Annotated in this window: 16 protein-coding genes, 1 tRNA gene and 5 pseudogenes; 9 read left to right on the top strand and 13 right to left on the bottom strand. The window is 68.0% G+C overall.

Annotation, left to right across the window (positions count from 1 at the left end; translation table 11 throughout):
- Positions 1–225 precede the first annotated feature (225 nt).
- Both ACNJ7E_RS12115 and ACNJ7E_RS12110 read left to right on the top strand, forming a co-directional pair.
- Positions 226–575: pseudogene (locus tag ACNJ7E_RS12115) on the top strand (hypothetical protein).
- A gap of 87 nt (positions 576–662) precedes the next feature.
- Positions 663–736 (top strand) — tRNA-Thr (locus ACNJ7E_RS12110).
- A gap of 128 nt (positions 737–864) precedes the next feature.
- Here the strand turns inward: ACNJ7E_RS12110 and ACNJ7E_RS12105 are convergent.
- Positions 865–987 (bottom strand): annotated as a pseudogene (locus ACNJ7E_RS12105) (DUF4193 family protein); the annotation flags it as partial.
- Between the two features lie 887 nt (positions 988–1,874).
- Between ACNJ7E_RS12105 and ACNJ7E_RS12100 the strand changes: the two are divergent.
- The gene (locus ACNJ7E_RS12100; protein ID WP_418339999.1) at positions 1,875–2,201 is read left to right on the top strand and encodes an ANTAR domain-containing protein; all 327 of its coding nucleotides are present in this window, start codon (positions 1,875–1,877) and stop codon (positions 2,199–2,201) included.
- Between the two features lie 438 nt (positions 2,202–2,639).
- Here ACNJ7E_RS12100 and ACNJ7E_RS12095 read toward each other — a convergent pair whose 3' ends face one another.
- Entirely contained in the window at positions 2,640–2,855 is a 216-nt protein-coding gene (locus ACNJ7E_RS12095; RefSeq protein WP_280783793.1) for a hypothetical protein, read from the bottom strand.
- 1,662 nt (positions 2,856–4,517) lie between these two features.
- On the bottom strand, positions 4,518–4,961 hold the full coding sequence (locus ACNJ7E_RS12090; protein WP_418339998.1) for a Clp protease N-terminal domain-containing protein: 444 nt from the start codon (positions 4,959–4,961) through the stop codon (positions 4,518–4,520).
- A 537-nt stretch (positions 4,962–5,498) separates the two neighbouring features.
- Between ACNJ7E_RS12090 and ACNJ7E_RS12085 the strand changes: the two genes are divergently transcribed.
- Positions 5,499–6,281 carry a DUF3109 family protein gene (locus ACNJ7E_RS12085; protein ID WP_418340017.1) on the top strand — a complete coding sequence of 261 codons (783 nt, stop codon included), beginning with the start codon at positions 5,499–5,501 and terminating at the stop codon, positions 6,279–6,281.
- Positions 6,282–6,703: 422 nt separating this feature from the next.
- On the opposite strand, the gene ACNJ7E_RS12080 is transcribed toward ACNJ7E_RS12085, so the two are convergent.
- Positions 6,704–6,901, bottom strand: coding sequence for a hypothetical protein (locus ACNJ7E_RS12080; RefSeq protein ID WP_280783789.1), 198 nt, complete (start codon positions 6,899–6,901; stop codon positions 6,704–6,706).
- Between the two features lie 462 nt (positions 6,902–7,363).
- Here ACNJ7E_RS12080 and ACNJ7E_RS12075 point away from each other — a divergent pair.
- A pseudogene (locus ACNJ7E_RS12075) lies at positions 7,364–7,664 on the top strand (hypothetical protein).
- 114 nt (positions 7,665–7,778) lie between these two features.
- Positions 7,779–8,195 (top strand): hypothetical protein, encoded by a 417-nt coding sequence (locus tag ACNJ7E_RS12070; RefSeq protein ID WP_418339997.1) that lies wholly within the window; start codon positions 7,779–7,781, stop codon positions 8,193–8,195.
- A gap of 115 nt (positions 8,196–8,310) precedes the next feature.
- Here ACNJ7E_RS12070 and ACNJ7E_RS12065 read toward each other — a convergent pair whose 3' ends face one another.
- The 5 genes and pseudogenes from ACNJ7E_RS12065 to ACNJ7E_RS12045 all read right to left on the bottom strand — a co-directional run bounded on the left by ACNJ7E_RS12065 (position 8,311) and on the right by ACNJ7E_RS12045 (position 11,758).
- Positions 8,311–8,778, bottom strand: a complete 468-nt coding sequence (locus ACNJ7E_RS12065) for an SRPBCC family protein (RefSeq protein ID WP_280783787.1) — start codon at positions 8,776–8,778, stop codon at positions 8,311–8,313.
- A 63-nt stretch (positions 8,779–8,841) separates the two neighbouring features.
- On the bottom strand, positions 8,842–9,051 hold the full coding sequence (locus tag ACNJ7E_RS12060) for a glyoxalase (RefSeq protein WP_280783786.1): 210 nt from the start codon (positions 9,049–9,051) through the stop codon (positions 8,842–8,844).
- Between the two features lie 109 nt (positions 9,052–9,160).
- Complete coding sequence (locus ACNJ7E_RS12055; RefSeq protein ID WP_418339996.1) at positions 9,161–9,481, bottom strand: hypothetical protein; 321 nt, start codon at positions 9,479–9,481, stop codon at positions 9,161–9,163.
- Positions 9,482–9,674: 193 nt separating this feature from the next.
- A pseudogene (locus tag ACNJ7E_RS12050) lies at positions 9,675–9,937 on the bottom strand (DUF6328 family protein); the annotation flags it as partial.
- Between the two features lie 345 nt (positions 9,938–10,282).
- A complete protein-coding gene (locus tag ACNJ7E_RS12045) occupies positions 10,283–11,758 on the bottom strand; it encodes a CYTH and CHAD domain-containing protein (protein ID WP_418339995.1) in 1,476 nt (491 codons plus the stop codon).
- 336 nt (positions 11,759–12,094) lie between these two features.
- On the opposite strand from ACNJ7E_RS12045, the gene ACNJ7E_RS12040 reads away from it, so the two are divergent.
- Entirely contained in the window at positions 12,095–13,057 is a 963-nt protein-coding gene (locus ACNJ7E_RS12040) for a ferritin-like domain-containing protein (RefSeq protein ID WP_418339994.1), read from the top strand.
- A 139-nt stretch (positions 13,058–13,196) separates the two neighbouring features.
- Positions 13,197–13,400: a three-helix bundle dimerization domain-containing protein gene (locus ACNJ7E_RS12035; RefSeq protein ID WP_280783782.1), complete on the top strand. Its 204-nt coding sequence runs from the start codon at positions 13,197–13,199 to the stop codon at positions 13,398–13,400.
- A 264-nt stretch (positions 13,401–13,664) separates the two neighbouring features.
- Here the strand turns inward: ACNJ7E_RS12035 and ACNJ7E_RS12030 are convergent, their stop codons facing one another.
- Positions 13,665–14,366 carry an MspA family porin gene (locus ACNJ7E_RS12030; protein ID WP_283354079.1) on the bottom strand — a complete coding sequence of 234 codons (702 nt, stop codon included), beginning with the start codon at positions 14,364–14,366 and terminating at the stop codon, positions 13,665–13,667.
- 286 nt (positions 14,367–14,652) lie between these two features.
- Between ACNJ7E_RS12030 and ACNJ7E_RS12025 the strand changes: the two genes are divergently transcribed.
- The gene (locus tag ACNJ7E_RS12025; RefSeq protein WP_418339993.1) at positions 14,653–14,877 is read left to right on the top strand and encodes a hypothetical protein; all 225 of its coding nucleotides are present in this window, start codon (positions 14,653–14,655) and stop codon (positions 14,875–14,877) included.
- A gap of 441 nt (positions 14,878–15,318) precedes the next feature.
- Here ACNJ7E_RS12025 and ACNJ7E_RS12020 read toward each other — a convergent pair whose 3' ends face one another.
- The 3 genes and pseudogenes from ACNJ7E_RS12020 to ACNJ7E_RS12010 form a co-directional block, all read right to left on the bottom strand.
- Entirely contained in the window at positions 15,319–16,095 is a 777-nt protein-coding gene (locus ACNJ7E_RS12020) for a VOC family protein (protein ID WP_418339992.1), read from the bottom strand.
- A gap of 627 nt (positions 16,096–16,722) precedes the next feature.
- The gene (locus tag ACNJ7E_RS12015; RefSeq protein ID WP_418339991.1) at positions 16,723–17,685 is read right to left on the bottom strand and encodes a DUF389 domain-containing protein; all 963 of its coding nucleotides are present in this window, start codon (positions 17,683–17,685) and stop codon (positions 16,723–16,725) included.
- Between the two features lie 940 nt (positions 17,686–18,625).
- Positions 18,626–18,739: pseudogene (locus ACNJ7E_RS12010) on the bottom strand (phosphatidylserine/phosphatidylglycerophosphate/cardiolipin synthase family protein); the annotation flags it as partial.
- Positions 18,740–19,030 lie beyond the last annotated feature (291 nt).

The following is a 19,030-nucleotide window of genomic DNA, read 5'->3' as shown; positions in this document are numbered from 1 at the left end:
GTTCTGGTCGGCGTCAACCTCGTGCACACGAATTGCGCTAGCAGCCAGTCGATTACATGAATCACGTGGATGAGGTCCTGAAGGGGACGTCGATCTCACCGCATGATCGGTCGGGGTATGCCTCAGTCGTGGCATAGCCGCACCGGATGTGTTTTGCGCTGTGGTGTTGTTCGGAACTGAGGCTTCCGGTTTACCGTGTCGGGTATGAGACGTGATGAGGCTCGCGTGGCTCGGGACTTCGCGGGGTGGTTATCGTCTCAGGGGTGGACGGTCCGCACCGATACGGATGTCGTCGACATCGTTGCCGACAAGGACGGACGCCGGCTCTATGTCGAGGTCAAGGGTGCGAGCTCCGCGCCGGGGTTGGATGTCGATACCGCCATCGGGCAGCTCGTGCGGCGGATGCCGAGCGAACCGGATCAGTCGGTGTCGTTTGCTCTGGTCGTGCGTGATGAGCCGCGATCGGTGGAAGCGGCGGTGCGGGCACACCACAACGGATTCTCGATCTGTTGGGGATGGCGCTGTATGCCGTTGATGACAACGGTGGGGTGCGGCAGCTCTTTGGCCGCGTGTGAAGACCTTCCCCCGGAGCGTGAGCGGGGACGGTCGGCGGTGTGGAGATACCGTCGCCAGGTCCCGCGAGAGTGGGGTAGTGCAGTGATGGGGCGGTAGCTCGGTCGGTTAGAGCCGTGGACTCGTAATCGGTTGGTCGCGGGTTCGAGCCCCGCCCGCCCCACCTCGTGTCGCCTGCGAGGCCGCAGGGAGGTCCGTGGAGGGCGAATCAGGCCGTGGCGGCGGCGATCGAGGGTGTGCGATGCGGGCCAATCTGAGGGCGGCCGCGCTTCTCGGTCGGTCCGACCGTGTTCAGGCGCAGTCGCGGCAGAGTTGTTGCGCGGCGTCGGCGAGGCGGCTGCGGTGGTGGACGAGGAAGCAACTGGTGCAGGTGAATTCGTCCGGCTGCTTGGGGATGACGCGGACGGTGAGTTCTGGGTCTTCGGACCCGTCAGATTAGAGGGTCCGGTGCCGCGACATGCGCTCGGGGGCAGAATGTGCTGTGGACTCAACCGCTTCGGTCGGTGGGTGGTCGTGAGCGCGGTCCGGTTGCGTGGTGCGTGTCTCCCATTGTCGTTCTCTGGTAGGTGATATGACCTTCCGGGGTCGAGCCCAGTGGGTGGCCGGGACCCGTTCTGCGGCAGCAGGTGGGATTGGGTCCGCAGCCGGGTGTCCAGTCCTACCGGGCGTGCTACTCGCGACCAGTGGTCGCCCATGTCATTCGAACGAATGACACCGGAGCATCGGGGCGTGGGGATGCGCGTGTCGACAGCGCGGCACTGGACTGAATGGGCACTGCACGTCTCCGGCCGGAGCTGAGGATCGAGCCGCACGGTTACCAATGTCGGCTTGAGTTTTTCACTGCCGACATGTACAACAAAATCTATAGGCGTAGACATAGATAAGTTCGCTTCGACGAGCCAGACCGTCAAGGAGAACCGATGACCGCACACTCTCCGCGCCCCGCTCCCCGCGACCGCGAGGTCCTCGTTCTCCGCGCAGGCAGTGGCGGAGCCATCGCCGGGGATTGATCGTCACACTGGCCCTCAGTGCGCTGACTCTCCTCTCGTCCCTACCTACCTGACCAGCAGTGACGCCACGCCCCGCCGCCTGCACGCCGTCACGTCGCGCATGACCACCACGAAGGTTTGTGTGGGGCGACGACCGGTATCTGGACGTTTGTGCAGATCGCTGGTTGCTGCCGGTGTGCTAGAACTGATCACGCATCGTCAGTGACGTGGCTCACATTCACGTCACGGTCGGGATGGTTGTCGGCACACCGGCACGTTCCGGTCGATGCACGAGAGCAAAGGACACATCACATGATCGAGGACACCGCAGAATCACCCCGCACCCCGGTTCCGAGCCCGACGCGCCTTCTTGCCCGCCGGCGCCCCGACGGTCGCGAACTTCTCGCCAGCGCGAAGGGCATCCTGATGGCCGCCCGCGGCTGCAGCGACGCCCAGGCATTCGACGAACTCCTCGACGTCTCCCGCCGTCATCACCTGACCGTCCTCGGTGCCGCCCGGAATTTGGTCGACCTCGCCGCCGGATCCCCGACCCGTCGGCGGACACCGGACGCCGTCCGGTTCGACGAATGGGAGCAACTACTCACCCAACTCCCACAGCGGCACGCCCACGCCAGCTGAAGCAAAGCGGGAACACACCTCAGCGGAATCAAAGGATGCGATCGACACCCCTTCCGGAAACTGGTCAGGGCCAACCGATCTGGCTTGATTCAGTCCCTCGACACGGGGAGCGCGGTCGACGACGCCCGGCTCCGGCGTCCGCGGAAATGCTGACTCGGCACCGCCACCCAGCGGTCCGGCAACGGGGCGAAGTCGGTTCGGTGGTTCTACACTGAGTGCCACGGAGGTGTCCCGGTGGACAACCGTTCCGCTCGGTGGCCGTTGCGGGTGCTCGCGGCGGCGCCCCGGCGGTGGGGAGGGTGGCATTGACCTCACCGCCGCCGGTTTCCTCTCGGCGCCGCCATGCTGGCCGGTGCGCTCGGGGCCAACGCAGGGTCCATGATCCCGGCCGCGTGGCCAACCTGGTGCGCCATGGTCGGTGCCGATGTGTCCATACGGTCAGCGATCCGTGCGGCGCTCGCGCTCGCCCTCACTCGCTCTGATCGCCGCCGGAACTGGAGACCTCGTGCCATGCAACAACTTCTCGCCGACCACGAAGATATTGTCAACGTTGTGATGGTCATGGTTGTCGTAGCGCTCGCCGCTGCCGCGGTGTGGACGATCTTCCGTTGACCGGTCACGGTGCCGGGTCTGCTGGTGCAGCTCGAGTTCCACGCACGGTGGTCGTTGCTTCCCTGCGACCCCCACGCTGTGTCTCTTGCGTGTGCGATGGTTGCGGCGGGCGAGGTGGCCCACCAACCGGAGTGAGCGCCCAACGGTCACCGCAGCTGGTGGGCCCTACCACCCGAATCGCTGTGTGTCCGAACGAACTCGGGAGGTAGCGTCAGTAGAGTATCCGCCGACGTGGCCATCGAAACCCAGAGGGCTTATGCCTCGGAAACGGTGCTGTTCGGGTGTTCAGGGCCAGAACAGTGCGCCCCATTCGGTGCGGGCCGCGCGGGCGGCGGTGGGCTCGGGCAACTCGTTGCCGCTGGCGAGGGCGACCAGGGCCTCGGCGAGGGTGAAGACGGACAGCCGTGACGGCGGGCCGCATTCACCAGTTCGTCGAAAGCGTCTGCGGTCCTGATCCGGCGGATCCCGATGAGCACCCCCTCGGCGGTGTCGAGGGCGCGGGTACGATCTCCCGGACCGCGGGGATTGGTTGTGGTCTGACTGTGCAATGCTGCCATCGACGACACCTCCGCCGAAATCTTGGGAATGGGTTCCTCTCGGTCGTGCCCGGTCGGGTCCGAACTCACACTTTTACGCCTCCACCAGCTGCTGGACCCGGCGACGGAATCGCTTACGATCTCTATCCTGACCAGCGCTGACGGAGTAGTTTCGACGTCACCGCGGACAGGTAGATGATCCGCGACGGAGAAAAGCGCTCACGAGGAAGCACTGCGCCGGCGTCGGCGAAGCCCCGACGTTAATGCATAAGTGTTCGCGGTCGCGCGGGCACTAAAACGCCGACACGATCCGCCGATGGGACGAGGTCAGTTTCGATGCGGTGGTCGTGGTGTCGAGGCAGTTCCGGCACTACAGCGGACGCGACATCCTGATCGCGTGGAACCACTATTTCGGGTGGTCGTTGGGAATCGAGGGTCGCGCTGCGATCGTGTCCTGATCATTTCCGGGCTCGGGATCGGCCGTCGCCCGCAACCCGAGAACATCGCCGACCGAACTGACGAGCTCGTCGCCGACCTGCTGCACCGCGAATATCGAGCCCGGACAGTTTTCCGGTTCCCACTGTCGTCTACCGGCTCGGTACCGGCCCCGCCGCGCACGGGCCGTTCTGGCGGTGACGGACCGCCGGTTCCCGGTTGGGGGAGCGGTGCCTCGGCGAGGTCGGGATGCGCCGGCTGCGCACGGAAGTCGGGCGCTGGCGATTTGTCGGTGGCAGGGCCCGGACAGGAGAGGACGCCGGGGGCATGACGACGAGGCCGCGATCCGACCGTGGGTGCAGTCCGTACCCGTGGACATCGGTCCCCGGCGCCCACGGCGGCGGGGGTGGTCCTGGGCGACTGCGGCGAGCACGAGGATCCGGAAACCGCGGGCCTCGTCAGACAGTGAGACGGGCTCGGACCCGAGATCGGCGCCGGTGAGCAACTCGAACCCGCACGACACTTCGTTGTTGTCGGCTCCGAGCGGACGCGCAGCAGAGACCCGTACTCCCCGACCAGCGAGATCATCACCGAGCGGAATGGGGCGGTGCGCAGGCCACCCGCACGTCTGCGTGACCGCCGCCGACAGGTTCCGTTCGCCGACCTCCTGCAGGCGCTGCCCCCCGATCCGGGACTGCGGCCGACCACAAGAATGTCGCTGGGGTGTGCGGGTCTACTCGTGGGGTTGGGGGTGTTCGGCGAGTTCTTGGAGGCGGTCGCGCATCTCGTGTGGGCTGATGGTGGTGAGGTGGGTGAGGATTCGGGTGCCGGTGCAGGTGGTGTCGGCGAGGAGGGCGAGGAGGAGGTGTTCGGTGCCGATGGTGTCGTGTCCGAGTAGGGAGGCTTCCCGCAGGCTTTGGGCGAGGGTCTTTTTCAGGGTCGGGGTGAAGGGGGGACCGGCACATCCGGGGTCGGTGTTCGGGTAGGCGGGGATCTCGTCGAGAGCGGTGTCGAGGTGGGGGCCGGTGATTCCCCAGGGTGGCACCGGTGGGGCCGCCGGCGGCGTGGATGCCGGTGAGGAGGTGTTCGCCGAGGTGGTTGTGTGGTGGTGGGTGCGGGCCGCGTCGGAGGCGAGCACGACGACGTGGCGTGCTTGGTCGCTGAATTTGTCGAACACCGTTTGATCACTCCCTCGGCGAGTGCCCTGCGCGGGGGTGGAGAGCTGGCGCCCTTCCAGTCTCCGTGTGGGGGCGCTGAGCCTGCAACGATGAGTCGCCTCGGTGAGGATGGGTCGTCGCTCGGTTGCGGCCCCGGGTGATCTCGGAGCGCATGCAGGCGTGGGCCGCGCAGCGCGGGCTACGTGGAACAGCCCGGACCTGCGTCCACAGGTCCGGCGAATTTCGCACCGGGCCACACCGGGAGCTGCGCACCACATGGGGTAGCCGCGCCCCGCCGGGCTCTTGAAACGGTCCTCGCGGGCTGACCGGGTGCCGGACGTCTTGGTCCGTGCCGATGAGCGTTGCTTCCGTTGCGCGGCACCGGGTCCGGGGGTGACCGACCGGAAATCACGGCGGTGGTCTTCATGGGGGTGTCGGCGAGATTCGGGTCGGGCGTCGTTCGCTTTCGGACGGGGATCGGATCAGTCCTTGTTTGTTATGTGGGGCGGCTACCGTGGGGGTTTGTGGCAGCAGGTATTCCGGGGCCGTCGCCCAAGATGACGCCGAGCCCCGAGGTTGGGCTCGACTTCGCTCGGGAGTGGGTGGAGTTCCTCGATCCCGACGACGCCGAGCATCTCATCGCCGCGGACATGACGTGGCTGCTCTCGCACTGGACCTGCGTGTTCGGCACCCCGGCCTGCCAGGGCATCATCGCGGGTCGACCCGACGACGGTTGCTGCTCGCACGGCGCGTTCTTCTCGGACGAGGAGGATGTCGCGAGGTTGCACGAGTCGGTGAAGCTGCTCAGACCCGAGGACTGGCAGTTCATGAAGCAGGGTCTCGGGAAGAAGGGGTACATCGAGGAGGACGAGCTCGACGACGAGCCGGCGCTGCGGACCCGCCGATACAAGGGTGCATGCATCTTCCTCAACCGTCCCGGCTTCGAGGGTGGCATCGGGTGCGCGCTGCACTCGATGGCACTCGAGCGCGGCATCGAGCCGCTCGAGGTCAAACCCGACGTGTGCTGGCAGCTGCCGATCCGGCGCACCCAGGAATGGGTGGAGCGACCCGACGGCGAGCAGGTCCTGAAGACGACGATCAGCGAGTACGACCGGCGCGGGTGGGGTGCGGGCGGCGCGGATCTGGACTGGTACTGCTCCGGCTCGCCGGACGCGCACGTCGGCGCGAAGGCGGTGTGGCAGTCGTATGCGCCGGAGCTGACCGAGTTGCTCGGTGAGGCCGCGTATCGGGAGCTGGCTCGGCTCTGCAAGCGACGCCAAGGCCTCGGCCTGGTCGCCGTGCACCCGGCGACCGCGGTCGCCGCGAAGAAACCCCGGTAGCGGAGTGGCGGTCCCTGAACGTCGACCCCGGTGACAGAGTTATGGGCGTCTACGGCGCAAGAGTCGGGTATCGCTGCGATTCGCAGGCGGCAGCGTGGTTGCCAAGTAGGCTCTCCGATCCCGACTAGTGTCGGTGTTCGGTTAGGGGCCCTCGAATGTAGTGCCGTGAGATGGACGTGATCAGGGAGCAGCTTTGCGCCGGTGGCGCTGGCCCGGTCCTACGACGCCGACAGCACTCCAACTCGCAAACTCGCACACTCGCACACTCGCACACTCGCACCAGGGTGACACTGACGGCAGGTCCTCTGAGGATCACGGCTGAGAAGTCGCCGAGGCGCATCAGCTGGTGGCCCGACTGATCGCCAAGTCCCCGGAACTGCGCGGTATCAGGCGACCGTCCGGCCGGTGACCGGAATCGTGAATCAGGTGCGGCGGGGTGTCGATAGAGGTGCGATCACCGCCAGGTTCACGGTGGTCATGCTGGCGGGTAACCCGATCTGCGGCCGCTCGGCGGTCAGGGTCACCGTCCGTACCGGTGGCGGGACGGGCAGCCAATACAGCGGCTCGCTGCGGTAGGTGCAGATCCCGGTGGCGGTGGCCTGCAGATCCGGGCGGGGCAAGGTATGGGTCCGCGACCGCGAGGTCGGCGGTTCCGGCCCACACGTTCAGAGAGGACCACCGGGCCGACGGGACCGCGAGGTCGGTCAGCGGCCGGGTCTGGTGCAGGGCGCGTCGTGCCGGTCGACCGGTCGCGGTCAGGGCCAGCTGCACCGGGAGCCCGGACGGGTACGCCGTGATCCGCACCAGTTCCAGGGTCAGGTGGGTGTGTGCGCTCAGCTGTCGGTGACCGTGCACCCGGTCACCGGCGCACGGCGGTGGGGCGGTCGAGGGCCAGCGTGGACTGCGCAAGAAGTGATGGTGCACCACCACCGGGAACCTGGCAAGAGCGGCGAGACGAACCAAAACGGTTGTACCGGTGAGTAACCGGCGATGGTCGGAGGGGTCGGGTTTTCGGGTCGCCTGCTGGAGGTGAGGGTGCTTATGCTCCAACCCCGGGTTCACCGAGCACCGAGGTGCAGCAGATGGCCCACAGAAGCGGTAGCAGGCTGGTTCGCGGCCCGGAGTTGACGATCGGTGCCCGGGTGTTGGTCCGCAGGAGGGCTGAAGCGGACGTCACCGGTGAGGTCGTCGAGGACTTCGCGGTGCTGACCGAATCCGGGGGCCACTGGTTGCGAGTGGGCGCCGGCGCATCGGTGGGCGGTCGCGCTCGACGACGGTCGCCTGATCTTCGCCGACTCCGAGGACCTCACCATCGATCCCAGCTCCGGCCGCCCTGCGGAACCGGAGTTGGCGCCCAAGCCGGTCACATCCCCGGGGGAGTGAGAGGGGGACAGACAGGCCCGCGACCTGTTCAGGCGGACGATCGGTGGGTACTTCCGGTCGGACAGGATCGGCGGCGTCGTCGATCTCGGCGATGGTGAAGTGGGGCGAAAGGCTATGAATTTGGTGAGCGGTACGGTACGGGTGGCGACCGGAGCGGGTGAGGCTGCGACGGCCACCCTCGGCGCGGTCGGTGGAGCTGCGGTCGGCGGTCTGGTCGGCAGCATGAAGGGTGCGGCCGTCGGGGCTGCGGAGGGTGCCCGGCGTGGAAGTCATTCGACGCCTGCGGCCGTGTTGACCATGGGTGCGGTCGCGGTGACCGTTGTGGTGCAGTGGCCGATCGTGGCCGCGGTCGGCGGGACGGCGCTGGTCCTCGATCAACTCAAACTCGGCACCAGACCGGATAAGCAAGGGACCGGCGAGCCGTCGACCGGACCCGGAACCGCGGCCGAAGCGAAGACTCCCACCCCTGCGGCGAAGCCGGTGCGGGGACGCCGGACGCCGGCGAAGACACCGCCCTCGTCGACACCGTGACGGTGGGCCCGACGCGGACGTCGCCGGCCTACCTACCTCCACTGCTACGGAATGTCGGACACGGTGGCGCCGCCGGGCACCGTGGTTGCGGTGCTCGACGGCGCGACCGTGGGGTCTAGATGTTGTTCGCCGTCCGCGGGGTGTGGTTGCGGGCCTCGATGGCCGCGACGGTCTTGTCGAACGCCTTTCCCAGGACGCGGCTGCCGAAGACGCCGAGCACGGCCCCGAGCGCTCGTCCTTTGAGGTTCTTGCCGTCGCGGACCACGACGGCGTCGACGTCGGTGGTCCCGTCGGGGCGCGGGGTGAGGGTGTAGGTGTGGCCGGAGTTGCCGCCCCACAGGTTGGAGTCGGTGGTCGTCATGACGATGCGGTGGGGGTCGGTCCAGTCGTAGCGCAGGCGTTCCCAGGCCCCGCCCGAGCCCTCGGTGACGTCGGCCTGAGTGGTGCCGAGTTCGTGTACCTGGAGGTAGTTGTCGGCGCTGTTGCCGAAGACCGCCTCGCGGCCGGGCCCGAAGTCGGTGAGTGCGTCGAGGAATTGTTCGGGTGTCGCGGTGGTGGTCTGGTGCAGGTGGATCGTGGACATGACGTTCTCCTTGGTGGGTGGTGCAGGGGTGACGGGTTGATCGGTGGGTGGTGTCGAGGGCGGTTAGCGGGGCGGCTCCGTCCCCGCCTGTTCGGCGACCATGTAGGCGGCGTACCAGTGGGGCCAGTTCGGGTCCGCTGAACCAGTGCGCTTCTCGTGTTCGCCGTGAGCGATCGCTGCGCGAATCAGCGCACCGGTCAGGTCGGCGGTTCTGCCGAATGTTGTTGCCGTGCTGGTGTTCGTCTCGGTGGTGCGGGTGTCGATGGTGCTCATGGTTGCCTCTCGCCGGTTTCTCAAAACAGTGGTGACGTCGGATGTCAGGCCGTCAGGCCCTGATGGGGGAGCAGCTGGTCGCCGCTGGCACCCCCGGGATAGGCGGCTGCTACAGCTGGGAGCTGCCGCTGTTCCAGCCGGCCAGAATCTCGTCGAGGACGATGGTTTCGGCGCGACGGTCCTGCCGCTGGTCACGCTGGCGGTCGTGCTGGCGTTGCTGCTGGATGTCGTTGTCGCGGTCGAGCGGGCTGTCGTGGGTGACGGCTGCGGCGACGGGTTGCGCGGCGTTCGAGGGTGCGGTGGTGGCGGCGGCGGCGCCCACCGGGACGAGGCCGAGTGCGACGGTCGCGGCGGCGACGGCAGCCAGTCGCTTCCAGGAGGAGGTGCTGGTGGCGGAGCGGGTGATCGGGTGAAGCTGTGTGGCGATCATGGTGGGTGGTCCTCATTCGAGTGCCGCGGGCCCAGCGTCTGCGGCTACTCGAACGGTGTCGGGGAGGGCCGGAAGCGTTACACCAGCCAACCTCAGATCTGTGTGACGTGTGTCACTTCCGGTGTTACCGCCGTGGATGGTGACGGACCTCGCTGCGGGTCACCGCGCTGCTGACGTGACGGCATCCCGGGGTCAGCAGCATCGTCGATAGGACCGACAGGGCGACGGTAACGGGGTAGGTCCCGACCTCGCGAAGTCCGTCAGGTCCGTGAATCGCTGCTGGAACGGCAACGTCAGCAGGTACCCGGTGAGCAGTTGCACGCCGGTCCGCACGACGGGGAGTTCCTGGAGCAGCGCCGCCCAGTTTCGGTCGAGTCGTTGGGTTTCCGCCTCGTGGCGGGCGCGGTAGTTCCACTCGTCGTCGTCCCGCGCCCGATCGTCACTGCCGTCCGACATCTCCCACCCGCTGTTCTCGGTATGGATCGGTCACCCGTGGCTGGGACGCGAGGTGCCGCGATCAGGATGGGCCTGGATCGAGGTACTTGCCGCCCGGCCGGTACTGGACACTGCCCACCTGGTGTTCCCGAAATGTCCGTTTCTCACATCCCTGTCCGGGCGGCCTCCGCGCCGAGGCGCGAGATCTGCCCGGCTGAATGGCCCGCCCGCGACCCCGACGGTGATGCACCGTCGTCGGCTCCGGGCATGGGCGGGCGCGGGTCGGGCGACGCCCGGTACCGGAGTGTGTCGGTCCGCAAACGACGGGCCACCGCACCCTCGCCGGTGCGCACCGCGGAACGCGGATCAGGTGGCGAGCCGGGCGGCGTCGTCGCGGGCACGTCGGGCGGCCTGCAGCTCGAGCCCGTAGAGCAGCCCGAAGGTGAACCCGTTCTCGCCGTCGGTGCTCCCGGCGCGGGCCCCGAGGGTGCGGAGGGCGCCCAGGGCCACCACGCTGTCCTGGTGCTCCCCGAGAACCTTCTGGACCTTCTTGTATGCGGCGACCCGCTTCTTGCCCTTCTTCTTCCCGACCAGCCCGCGGGTGAGCTCGGCGGCGTAGCGGGCCCGCTTCGCGGCCTTCCGGGCGCGGTGTAGGGCCGCGTCGTCGCCGTCGTCGAGGGCGGCGGCCAACCTCTTGTCGGCCTTGCGGCGGGCCTTGCGGGCGGCCTTCTTCAGCACCCGGGCCCCGGCGGTTGCGTCCTCGGTCAGCGGCGGTGCGGTGCGCCACCGCGCCAGCGCGGCGAGCACCGCCCGGTACCGGTCGCCGTCGACGGTTTCCATGACCTCGGCCCGGTATCGGAGTTGTTCGGCGAGCAGGTCGTTCTCGATGCGGGCGGCGACCGGACCGAGTACCAGCTCGTCGGGTAGGTCGGTGACCGCGGCGGCGAACCGGGCGCGTTGGACCTGCCGGTCCCGGACCTCACCGAGCACCCCGGCGTACCAGGACAGTTCCTCGTCGAGCCGGGTCCGGGCGGCGGGGTCCAGCATTTTCTTGAACACCCGCAGGGTGCTGCGGAACCGTCGGATGCCGACCCGGGTGGCGTGGATCGGGTCCAACCCGCGGCGCAGCCACACGTCGCCGCCGACGATCGCCTGGACCTGGGTGTCGAGGTAGGCGGTCAACAGCTCCCGGACCGCCTCCGCGCCGGAGTCGTCGTCGGCGGGGCTCGGATCGTTCGGGTTCAGCGCCCGGGACAGTTTCGACGGGTACCGGGACGGGTGGGCGTCGTCCCGGGTCAGTCGTTTGCCGATCGCCTCGAGTAGTGTCCCGTCGCCTCTCTCGCCCAGTTCGACCTCCACCTCGCGCCAGTCGCTGGCGACCGCGCCGTCCCCGGCCGAGGCGGCGGCCGCGGTGGCCCGGACCGTGTCGTCGGCGACCTCGGTGAGCAGGTTCCCGTCCGAGTCGAGCATCCGGCGGCGGCGCCGGACGGTCGAGATCGTCGCCACCGGGTGCACCGGTTTGCCCAAGGCCACCCCCGAGATCAGTGTGGCCAGCTCGTCCGGCATCGAGTCGTCCGCGGTGAGCGGTACCCGGATTTCGGTGCGCGCCTTGCGGTCGGGCACCTTCAGCTGCCAGCCCGCGTCGGTGTCCCCGGATCGGCGCCGCAACGTGACGTGCTGGCGGAGCAGGTCCCGGTCCGTGGTGTCGAAGTATTCGTTGTCGAGGGTGACGGTGTCTTCCTCGAGCCGACCGCCCGGTGGGACGAGGTCGTCCAGGTTCGGTACCGCGAAGTCGGCGCCGACGTCGTACTTGTCTTCCCGTTCTTGCTGCGCCGTGCTCATGAATCCAGACTGCCCGCCAGGCCCGTCGAATAATCAGGACCACGTTGACCGAGGTCCCGCTGCGGTGCTGCGCTGGCCCTGGGCGGGGCGTCAACTGTCGCCCACCCCGAGCGTCCTACTCGTGGTACCGGGTTGCGCCGGAAATGGTGTGTCACCCTCTTTTCGTTTTTGCCGACGCGGGAATCGACCGATGGTGCGGACGCGGATTGAACATGCTCGGTCGGCGGTGCTAACAACGGTTGAACAGTGGCCCGGCCCGGGCTGCCGTCGGCCTCGGCGGGGTACGCGGCCAGGGTGCAACCGTCCATGCCATCAACTCCGAAGGGGCACACCCGCATGAGCACACCCGACACGACCACCCTGCTTGCCCAGCTGCGCACGGTCCTCGATCTCACCCACACCGAAATCCAGGTCGCCGAAACCCGCATCGTCCAGGCCCGCACCGACGCGGTACGCCGAGAACTGTCGGAGAACGCCGCCAACAGCCGCTCCCGGGCCGAGGCCATCGACGCCGCAATCCGCCAACTCGGCGGTGTCCCCGAGCTGATCGGCCCGTTCCTCGGCCGCGCCGCCGCCGTGGTCAAGGCCCTGACCGAGCAGGCCCAACCATTCGACGAAGCGCTGTTCGGCGATCTGGCCCTCGAACACCAGCTCCTCGACCGTGCCCGCTACATCAAGGCCCTCGCCGTCGCCGCCGGGGAGAGCGACATCGAAAACCTTGCGTCCCGGTTGATCGCCGCCCACTCCGCCACCGTGGATTGGTTGACCACCGTGCTCGCCGAAGACGCCCTCGGTGGCCCGGAGGCGTTGCGCCGCACCCCGTTGCAGGCCGCCGCCGGCGCCGCGGTGCGGCTGGTCAACGTGCCCGTCACCTGGTCCGCGCGCGGCCTGGACCGCGCCCTCGACACCGTCCGCACCACCCCACCCGCCCTGAACGAGCTCCTCAGCCGCGGCGCCCGGGCCGGGGACGTCGCGGTCAGGACCCTGACAGCCTCCCGCGACGCGGCCCTCGAGACCGCCGAACAGGTCACCCGCCGGGAGGGCGCCGGTGGTGTCGCCGGGGTCATCCACTCCGCCCGCACCGCCACCGGTGTCCTCGAGCCCGGGGAGCTGCCGATCGACGACTACGACGAACTCAGCGTCACGAAGGCGGTCGCCGCGATCCAGGACCTCACCGAGCCGGGCGACGTGCGGGCGATCGTGGCGTACGAGGAGGCGCACAAGAACCGGCACAGCGTCGTCTCCACCGCCCAGACCAGGCTGGCCGCCATCGCGCAGGAGGTGGTCGGCATCGACTAGGCGACGCCACCAATCAGAGGGAATCCCCGCGCACCCGGTGTGCGGGGATTTCCGCTTGTCGGCGGGCCGGGCCCGCACTCGGTCCGGCGCCGCGACGTGACGGATTGACGGGGCGACCGGGGGCGCGCAGGCTTTGGGTATGAACTCCGCGGAGGAAGAACGCCAGCTTTCGCAGGTCACCGTACGGTTGCTGAACAAGTTCCCGGCCGCGTCGCGGGAGATGGTCGGGACCGCGGTAGGGGAGGCGGTCGCCTACTTCGTCGGATGCCCGATTCGGGATTTCGTACCGTTGCTCGTCGAGCGTGCGGCGACCGCGAAGCTCGGCGCGTTGCTCGACGCATGACTTTCGACGCGGTGGCGCGGCACCAATGTGGCGGAGGCGCGATCTTCCCTTGGCCAACTCGCCGAATGCGCTGGGGTGGCCACTGCCTCGCCACCGGTTGCGCGCCGAGCTGTATGAATTGCACTGACCATGAACGTGCTCGTCGCCGTGCGCACGTGTGCAGATATGTGCGGCCCGCTCGACGCGACTCGCGCGGAAGGGGCCGCCGGATTTGCCCCGACGGCCCTCCGCAACCCGGCACCCGGCCGTGCGGCTACCTCATACCTAGTTGAGTTTCTGCGGCACACCGTATGTCATGACGGTGTCACCGTTTTCGGTGACGGCCTTCGCGTATGGCCGGATGGTGACGGCTCCGATGGCGCCGGAGATGGACCCGTGAACGCCCTGCATCCGCACCAGCGCCTCGGGTCCGTCGAACTCCTGATCCTCGAGCAGCGGGACCTCGGTGATACCGCCCGGCTCCAGGTCGATGTCCAGCTCCTGCGACGGGATGATGTCACCGGCCAGCTCGGCGTTGGTCCCCGCGCTCAGATCGAGGGTGAAGTCGGGGACGAGCCCCAGGTCGATGCCGGTGTCCGACCCGATCGCGAATCCGAGGCCGGGCGAATTGAGGACGATGGTCGCGCCGGCCAGCGCGATCGGGTAGCCGATCTGGTAGCCGACGGTGAGCTTGGTGCCCTCGAAGTCGGCGGCGTCGGGGCCGCTGATGTTCACCGCGGCGTAGCCGTTGTGGAAGAATTCGACGCTGGTCGGTACGCCGTCGAGTGGCGGGACGGCATGGTACTGGGTGTCGCCCTGCAGGACCTCGATGCGGTTGCCGTCCGCGTCGATGACGGAGCTGGAGTTGTCGACTCCTGCCGAGGCGGTGCCGTTACCCATCACCATGGCAAGTACGGCGATACCTGCGACCGCCGCCAGGCGGGTGAAGGGTTTGTATCCGGGTCGAGCTGTGCTGATGTTCGTCATGCGAATCCCCATTCAGTCCGTACTGCAACCGAAACGAAAAAGCATGCAGAGCTTAACCATTCGGGTCGAATGATGTCCTTGTGTTGATCAGATCTTCACGTGAGCTTCGTGTGTATATTCGACGACCGGCTCCCGCTCGGCATCCGGGTGAGTTGCTCGGGGCTCCGGTGAGGTCGCACGGCCCGCCCGCGATCGTGGACCCGGTGCGCGGCCGGCCGACTGACCGGCGAGGTGGTGCAGATGGTTGGCGACGCCCTCGCCATCGTGATCGACGATCGTCGAGGCGGTGCGCGGGAGGCGGCCACCGAGTGCGGCGGCGCTGCGCGTGCGGGACTGGACCGGCGATGACGTGCTCGCCGACCAGCTCGACGCCGCGTTGGGGACGTCCCCGACACCGTTGCTCCGGCCACTTGCGGGCGACCTCGACAAACTCACATCGGTGCTCGAGGGAGACCCCGTCGACGGGGGCGACCGGATCGATTTGAAGACGCCGACACGTGGCCGGCGATGATCGCGGACGACCCCGACCGCTGGCTGTCCGTGCACTGCGCCCGATCGCGGGCGAGTCACCGTGACATGGCGTCGTTCATTGACTGGTCGCCAACTCGGCTCCTGCACCGTGACCTGGCCCGATCCGTCGGCACCGCGCGCCGGCGCGGCTGGCCCGCCCATCCCACACACGGAGCAGCGATGTAGGACAGCCGTCGGTGCCGACCTGCGCGACACCGGGGCGGGTGATGGGACTTCACAGCATCGCGTTCAGTGCCGTTCGCGCAGTTCGCTATGCGGGATTTGCACGTCAGACCGAGGTTGTCATCGACTGCCCCAACCGCGGGAGCCCACTTCACCTCGGGAACCACCCACAGACCGGCACGTCCTTTCCTCACTCGGACGCGACGCTTCGACCAGCGCCCATACTTCCTGAACCGGATAGCTACTTCTCCGAGACCCTCTACCCCTGCCCACCCGGCAGCGGGGAACCTACCGTGAACTTCGCCCCGAACGGATCGGTGACATCCGCGGTCCGCCCGTACGGCATGTCCGTCGGGTCCTGCGCGGTGCCCCCGTTGGCCCGGGCGGCGGCAACGGCCGCGTTCGCATCGGCAACCTGGAAGAGCGTGCCCCAGGAGGACTCCGCGGCGGCCGGGTCGCCCACGATGCCACCGATCTCATGCCCATCCGGCCTGCGCAGAAAGGTGAAGTCCACTCCGGGCAGGTCGTCGTTCCCGTCCAGCGTGAAGTCGAACACCGCCGCGTAGAAGTCCCGCGCCGGACCGGGATTCGGGGTCACCAAGTCGTTGCGCAACAACGTGTTCGGCTCGTTCACGAGCTCGCAGCCGACGTGCGCCCGCCCCTGCCACAGGCCGAACTGCGCACCGGACGGATCCCGCACCATCGCCATCCGACCCTGGTCGGCGATGTCCATGGGCTCCATCAGCACCGTGCCGCCCGCGTCTGCGGACCGAGCGACCGTCGCATCGAGATCGTCGGTCGCCAGGTAAACGTTCCACCAGAACTCGGTGGCGTTATCGTCGGGATTCGGCATCAGCGCGGCGACCTTCCTGCCGCCGAGCAGACACATCGTGTACCGCCCGTACTCCTCGGGCCCCACGTCGAACTCCCAGCCAAAGACCGCCCCGTAGAAGGTCATCGCCCGGTCGAGGTCGGGAATGCCCAGGTCGATCCAGGTGGGGGTGCCGAGTGGTTGATTCGTCGTGACCGCGCTCATCGCTGCTCCTCAGCTGCCGGGTACCCACTCGACGCTAGCCTGCGGAACCGACATTCGACGGCAGAGCCGCGATTCGCTGGCCGCTCCGCGAACCCACTCTGCAATCGACAGGACGGCGTCCTGAAGGTGCAGGGCGGCCGATGCCCGGTAGTCACCTCGCCGAGGCGTCCTTCCGGCCACCGACAGCGGGGTACCGGGCAATCAGTGGGCCGACCATCCGACGCGCCTCGAACGGTTGCTCCTGAAGCGCCGGAACCTCCGCCCGGGGACCTTCGGCCGGGACGTACACATCGTCGCCCAGTGCTCGCCTTCCGCGCGTTCGGCGGCGTCGGCGGTCTCCTCCTTCTGGTGCGCCACCCCCCAGCGTGTGCGGGAGCTCGACATGCTCACGCTGGGCATCGCCACAGCGTGAGCGACCTGCCCAGGCGGTGGTGACAGGGTTCAGGCCGGGCCGGTGCTCTGGGGGCGTGGGCTGCATTGGTGGAATCGTGCCCGTTGCTGGCCCAGAAGGATCACGCCCTCGTGGATCCGCCGTTGGTGGCGGGCGATGGTGACTCGGACGGCGGCGGTATGCCGGCGCGGGGTGGGAATTAGCAGGCGCGGGCGGGCGGGCGGAGCGGGGGTGGGTTAGAGCATGCGGTGTGGGCGGGTGAGGGCCTTGGCGCGGCGCACCGAGATCCGTGACCACACCGCCTGCTGCAGACTGAGCGTGGCCCATCCGGCCAGTGCCATCCCGGTCAGGTTCAGCAATAGCTGCAGGGTGCTGCCCCAGATCGCCGAGCCGACTCCGAACGCCGCCCCGAGCGCGATGTTCCCCGCGGCGGGGACGGTGGTGACCGAGATGAACACGCCCGTCAGTCCGCCGACCTTGGCGGAGGTCAGGGAGAGCACGCCGGCAGCCGCGGCGACAACAGCCACGATGAACGACCATTTGTCGGGGGTGTAGATGAAGGCGGTGCCGGGCCGCGGCCCGATCACGTCGTCGAGGGTGATCCATCCCAGCGCCCGCCCCAGCAGTGCCAGGACGGTGGTGATGAGGATCGCGACGGTGAAGCCGATCAGGAGGGTGCGAACGGCGACGGTCAACAGCACGAACCGCCGGCGCACCAGGGCCACGCCGAGGGCGGCGATCGCCCCGAACTCCGGGCCCAGGACCATCGCACCGATGACCAGGATCTGCGAGTCGACGACGATGGCGATGCCGGCGATCAGGGTGGCCAGTGTCATGAAACTCAGGTACGTCCAGTTGAGTTCGGTTTCGTCGTAGGAGCGTTGGGCGACGTCGGCCCACACCACGCTGTCGGCGCTGCTGCCGGGGGTGGCCAGTTCGGCCTCGAAGCCGGTGCGGGAGAGCCAGGTGCGGACCGGTTCGATCTCGATGCTGCCCAGGCGGTGCAACCCGATGCCGCGGAGCCGGTCGATGACGTCGTTCGCGGCTTCTCGGGCGACGTCGGCAAGGATGACGTCACCCGGTGGGCGGAGCGAGGCTCCTTTCATCCTGGCGAGCCCGCTCACGGCGGGATCGTGTTCGAGGATGTCGACCACATCGTCGGTCAGTGTGGTCGGTGTCAGGATCCGCAGGTGCAACATGCACATAGTGTGCCGTGCCCGGGCGGAGCGGGCGGGTGCGTTCGCGCTGCACCCGTACTGATTCCGGGAAGAATCGGCCGGGTGCCTTCTTACTGGATGTGACCGGTCGATGCCGACTTGGTTCAGTTGGTCATCACGGTGTGAAGGGAAGCAAGTACGCGGGCCACAGGTCACCCGAAACAAACCGAATGATCGGCGGACATCGTGTGTGTGAGGTGATTATCGGGGAGGGAGGCGTGCTGGTCTGCGCAGGGGTCGTGGGAGGGTCGACACGAGTGTGGTCATGAGCAGCCGGTCCTCGTCGCCGGTATGACCTTCCAGTCGGCGCCACGACCTGGGCTATATGGACCACGTGGAGCACGACGGTCGTGTCGTGGTCTGCGGGTCGGAATCCGGAGAGCTGGCGGTTCACCGATGTGGTCGGGGTGGGTGCGCTCGGTGGGCAGGGACCGGAGCACCGTCCTCGTCGAGGAACAGGGCTCGCGCACTGTCCCTGGATGCCGTCGATCGGGTGCTGCATCTGATCGGTTTCCGGGAAGCGAATGCCGGGATTGCCGTGACCGGGCGGGAATCGAGTCGAGGCAGCGGTGATGAACCCGTTGCCGGTTCCCACCCTGCCGACGGGTGTGGGCCTTGGGTGACGGTGTGGAATCGATGAGTGTCGGTGCGTACCGGCGCCGCTCGGCTGGTTCTGCGAGTCCGAGAGACACGCGATGACGGATTCGAGCGCGAAAACCGCGCGGGTCTCGTTGCGGACGCTGCTGTGGGTGGCTATCGGCATTCTGGTGACGCTGTTCGTGGTGTCCACGGCCTTCTCGGTGTACGGGCGATTGGCGGCCACGAAGGGCGAATCGGTGCGGCTGAAGGTCAAGAGGATCGCCCAGCGGATCAACCTGCAGGCGAATTGCACGCTGCGTATTTGCCGCGGTGGTTCAGAGGTCAGGGTGGGCGCGTCCTGGCCGAGGTGCGCGATCGCGGCATGCCGGGTTCCGCGCGTGCGGATGGCGCGGGTGATGTGTGGCCACGGGCTCGGCCCGTGGAAGGCGGTCCCCATAGTCAAAACGGTAGCGGGCGGGAACGCCCGGTTGGGTGGATACGGGATCGGCGGCCCACGGATAATGTCCGGATGCAGGCTGCTGAACTGCGAAGAGGACATGTCCCTTCTCGCAAGAACTGATGCGCGAAGTCCGTTACAGGTGTGAAGCGGTTGCTGTCACGGGCGACGGCCCGGTCGAATTCGGTTCGGCTGCTCGGTACCACGCGTGCGCCCCGAGGCCGGTCCATGAGAAACCGAGGTTCGGATGCACGGACGTAGGTGTGTCGGATACGGCATGGCTGAAGTGGC

Source organism: Rhodococcus mengyinensis (assembly GCF_048381435.1).
GTDB classification, from domain to species: Bacteria; Actinomycetota; Actinomycetes; order Mycobacteriales; family Mycobacteriaceae; genus Rhodococcus_F; species Rhodococcus_F opacus_D.
Note: the sequence above shows the minus strand (reverse complement) of the source record. Positions and strands in the feature narration are given on the sequence as shown.

What these genes read in the sequence shown, in the direction of transcription:
- ACNJ7E_RS12100 (WP_418339999.1), top strand. Translation starts at nt 1,875, where the DNA reads ATGATCGAGGACACCGCAGAATCACCCCGCACCCCGGTTCCGAGCCCG.
- ACNJ7E_RS12085 (WP_418340017.1), top strand. Translation starts at nt 5,499, where the DNA reads ATGACGCCGAGCCCCGAGGTTGGGCTCGACTTCGCTCGGGAGTGGGTG.
- ACNJ7E_RS12070 (WP_418339997.1), top strand. Translation starts at nt 7,779, where the DNA reads ATGAATTTGGTGAGCGGTACGGTACGGGTGGCGACCGGAGCGGGTGAG.
- ACNJ7E_RS12065 (WP_280783787.1), bottom strand. Translation starts at nt 8,778, where the DNA reads ATGTCCACGATCCACCTGCACCAGACCACCACCGCGACACCCGAACAA.
- ACNJ7E_RS12060 (WP_280783786.1), bottom strand. Translation starts at nt 9,051, where the DNA reads ATGAGCACCATCGACACCCGCACCACCGAGACGAACACCAGCACGGCA.
- ACNJ7E_RS12055 (WP_418339996.1), bottom strand. Translation starts at nt 9,481, where the DNA reads ATGATCGCCACACAGCTTCACCCGATCACCCGCTCCGCCACCAGCACC.
- ACNJ7E_RS12045 (WP_418339995.1), bottom strand. Translation starts at nt 11,758, where the DNA reads ATGAGCACGGCGCAGCAAGAACGGGAAGACAAGTACGACGTCGGCGCC.
- ACNJ7E_RS12040 (WP_418339994.1), top strand. Translation starts at nt 12,095, where the DNA reads ATGAGCACACCCGACACGACCACCCTGCTTGCCCAGCTGCGCACGGTC.
- ACNJ7E_RS12035 (WP_280783782.1), top strand. Translation starts at nt 13,197, where the DNA reads ATGAACTCCGCGGAGGAAGAACGCCAGCTTTCGCAGGTCACCGTACGG.
- ACNJ7E_RS12030 (WP_283354079.1), bottom strand. Translation starts at nt 14,366, where the DNA reads ATGACGAACATCAGCACAGCTCGACCCGGATACAAACCCTTCACCCGC.
- ACNJ7E_RS12020 (WP_418339992.1), bottom strand. Translation starts at nt 16,095, where the DNA reads ATGAGCGCGGTCACGACGAATCAACCACTCGGCACCCCCACCTGGATC.
- ACNJ7E_RS12015 (WP_418339991.1), bottom strand. Translation starts at nt 17,685, where the DNA reads ATGTTGCACCTGCGGATCCTGACACCGACCACACTGACCGACGATGTG.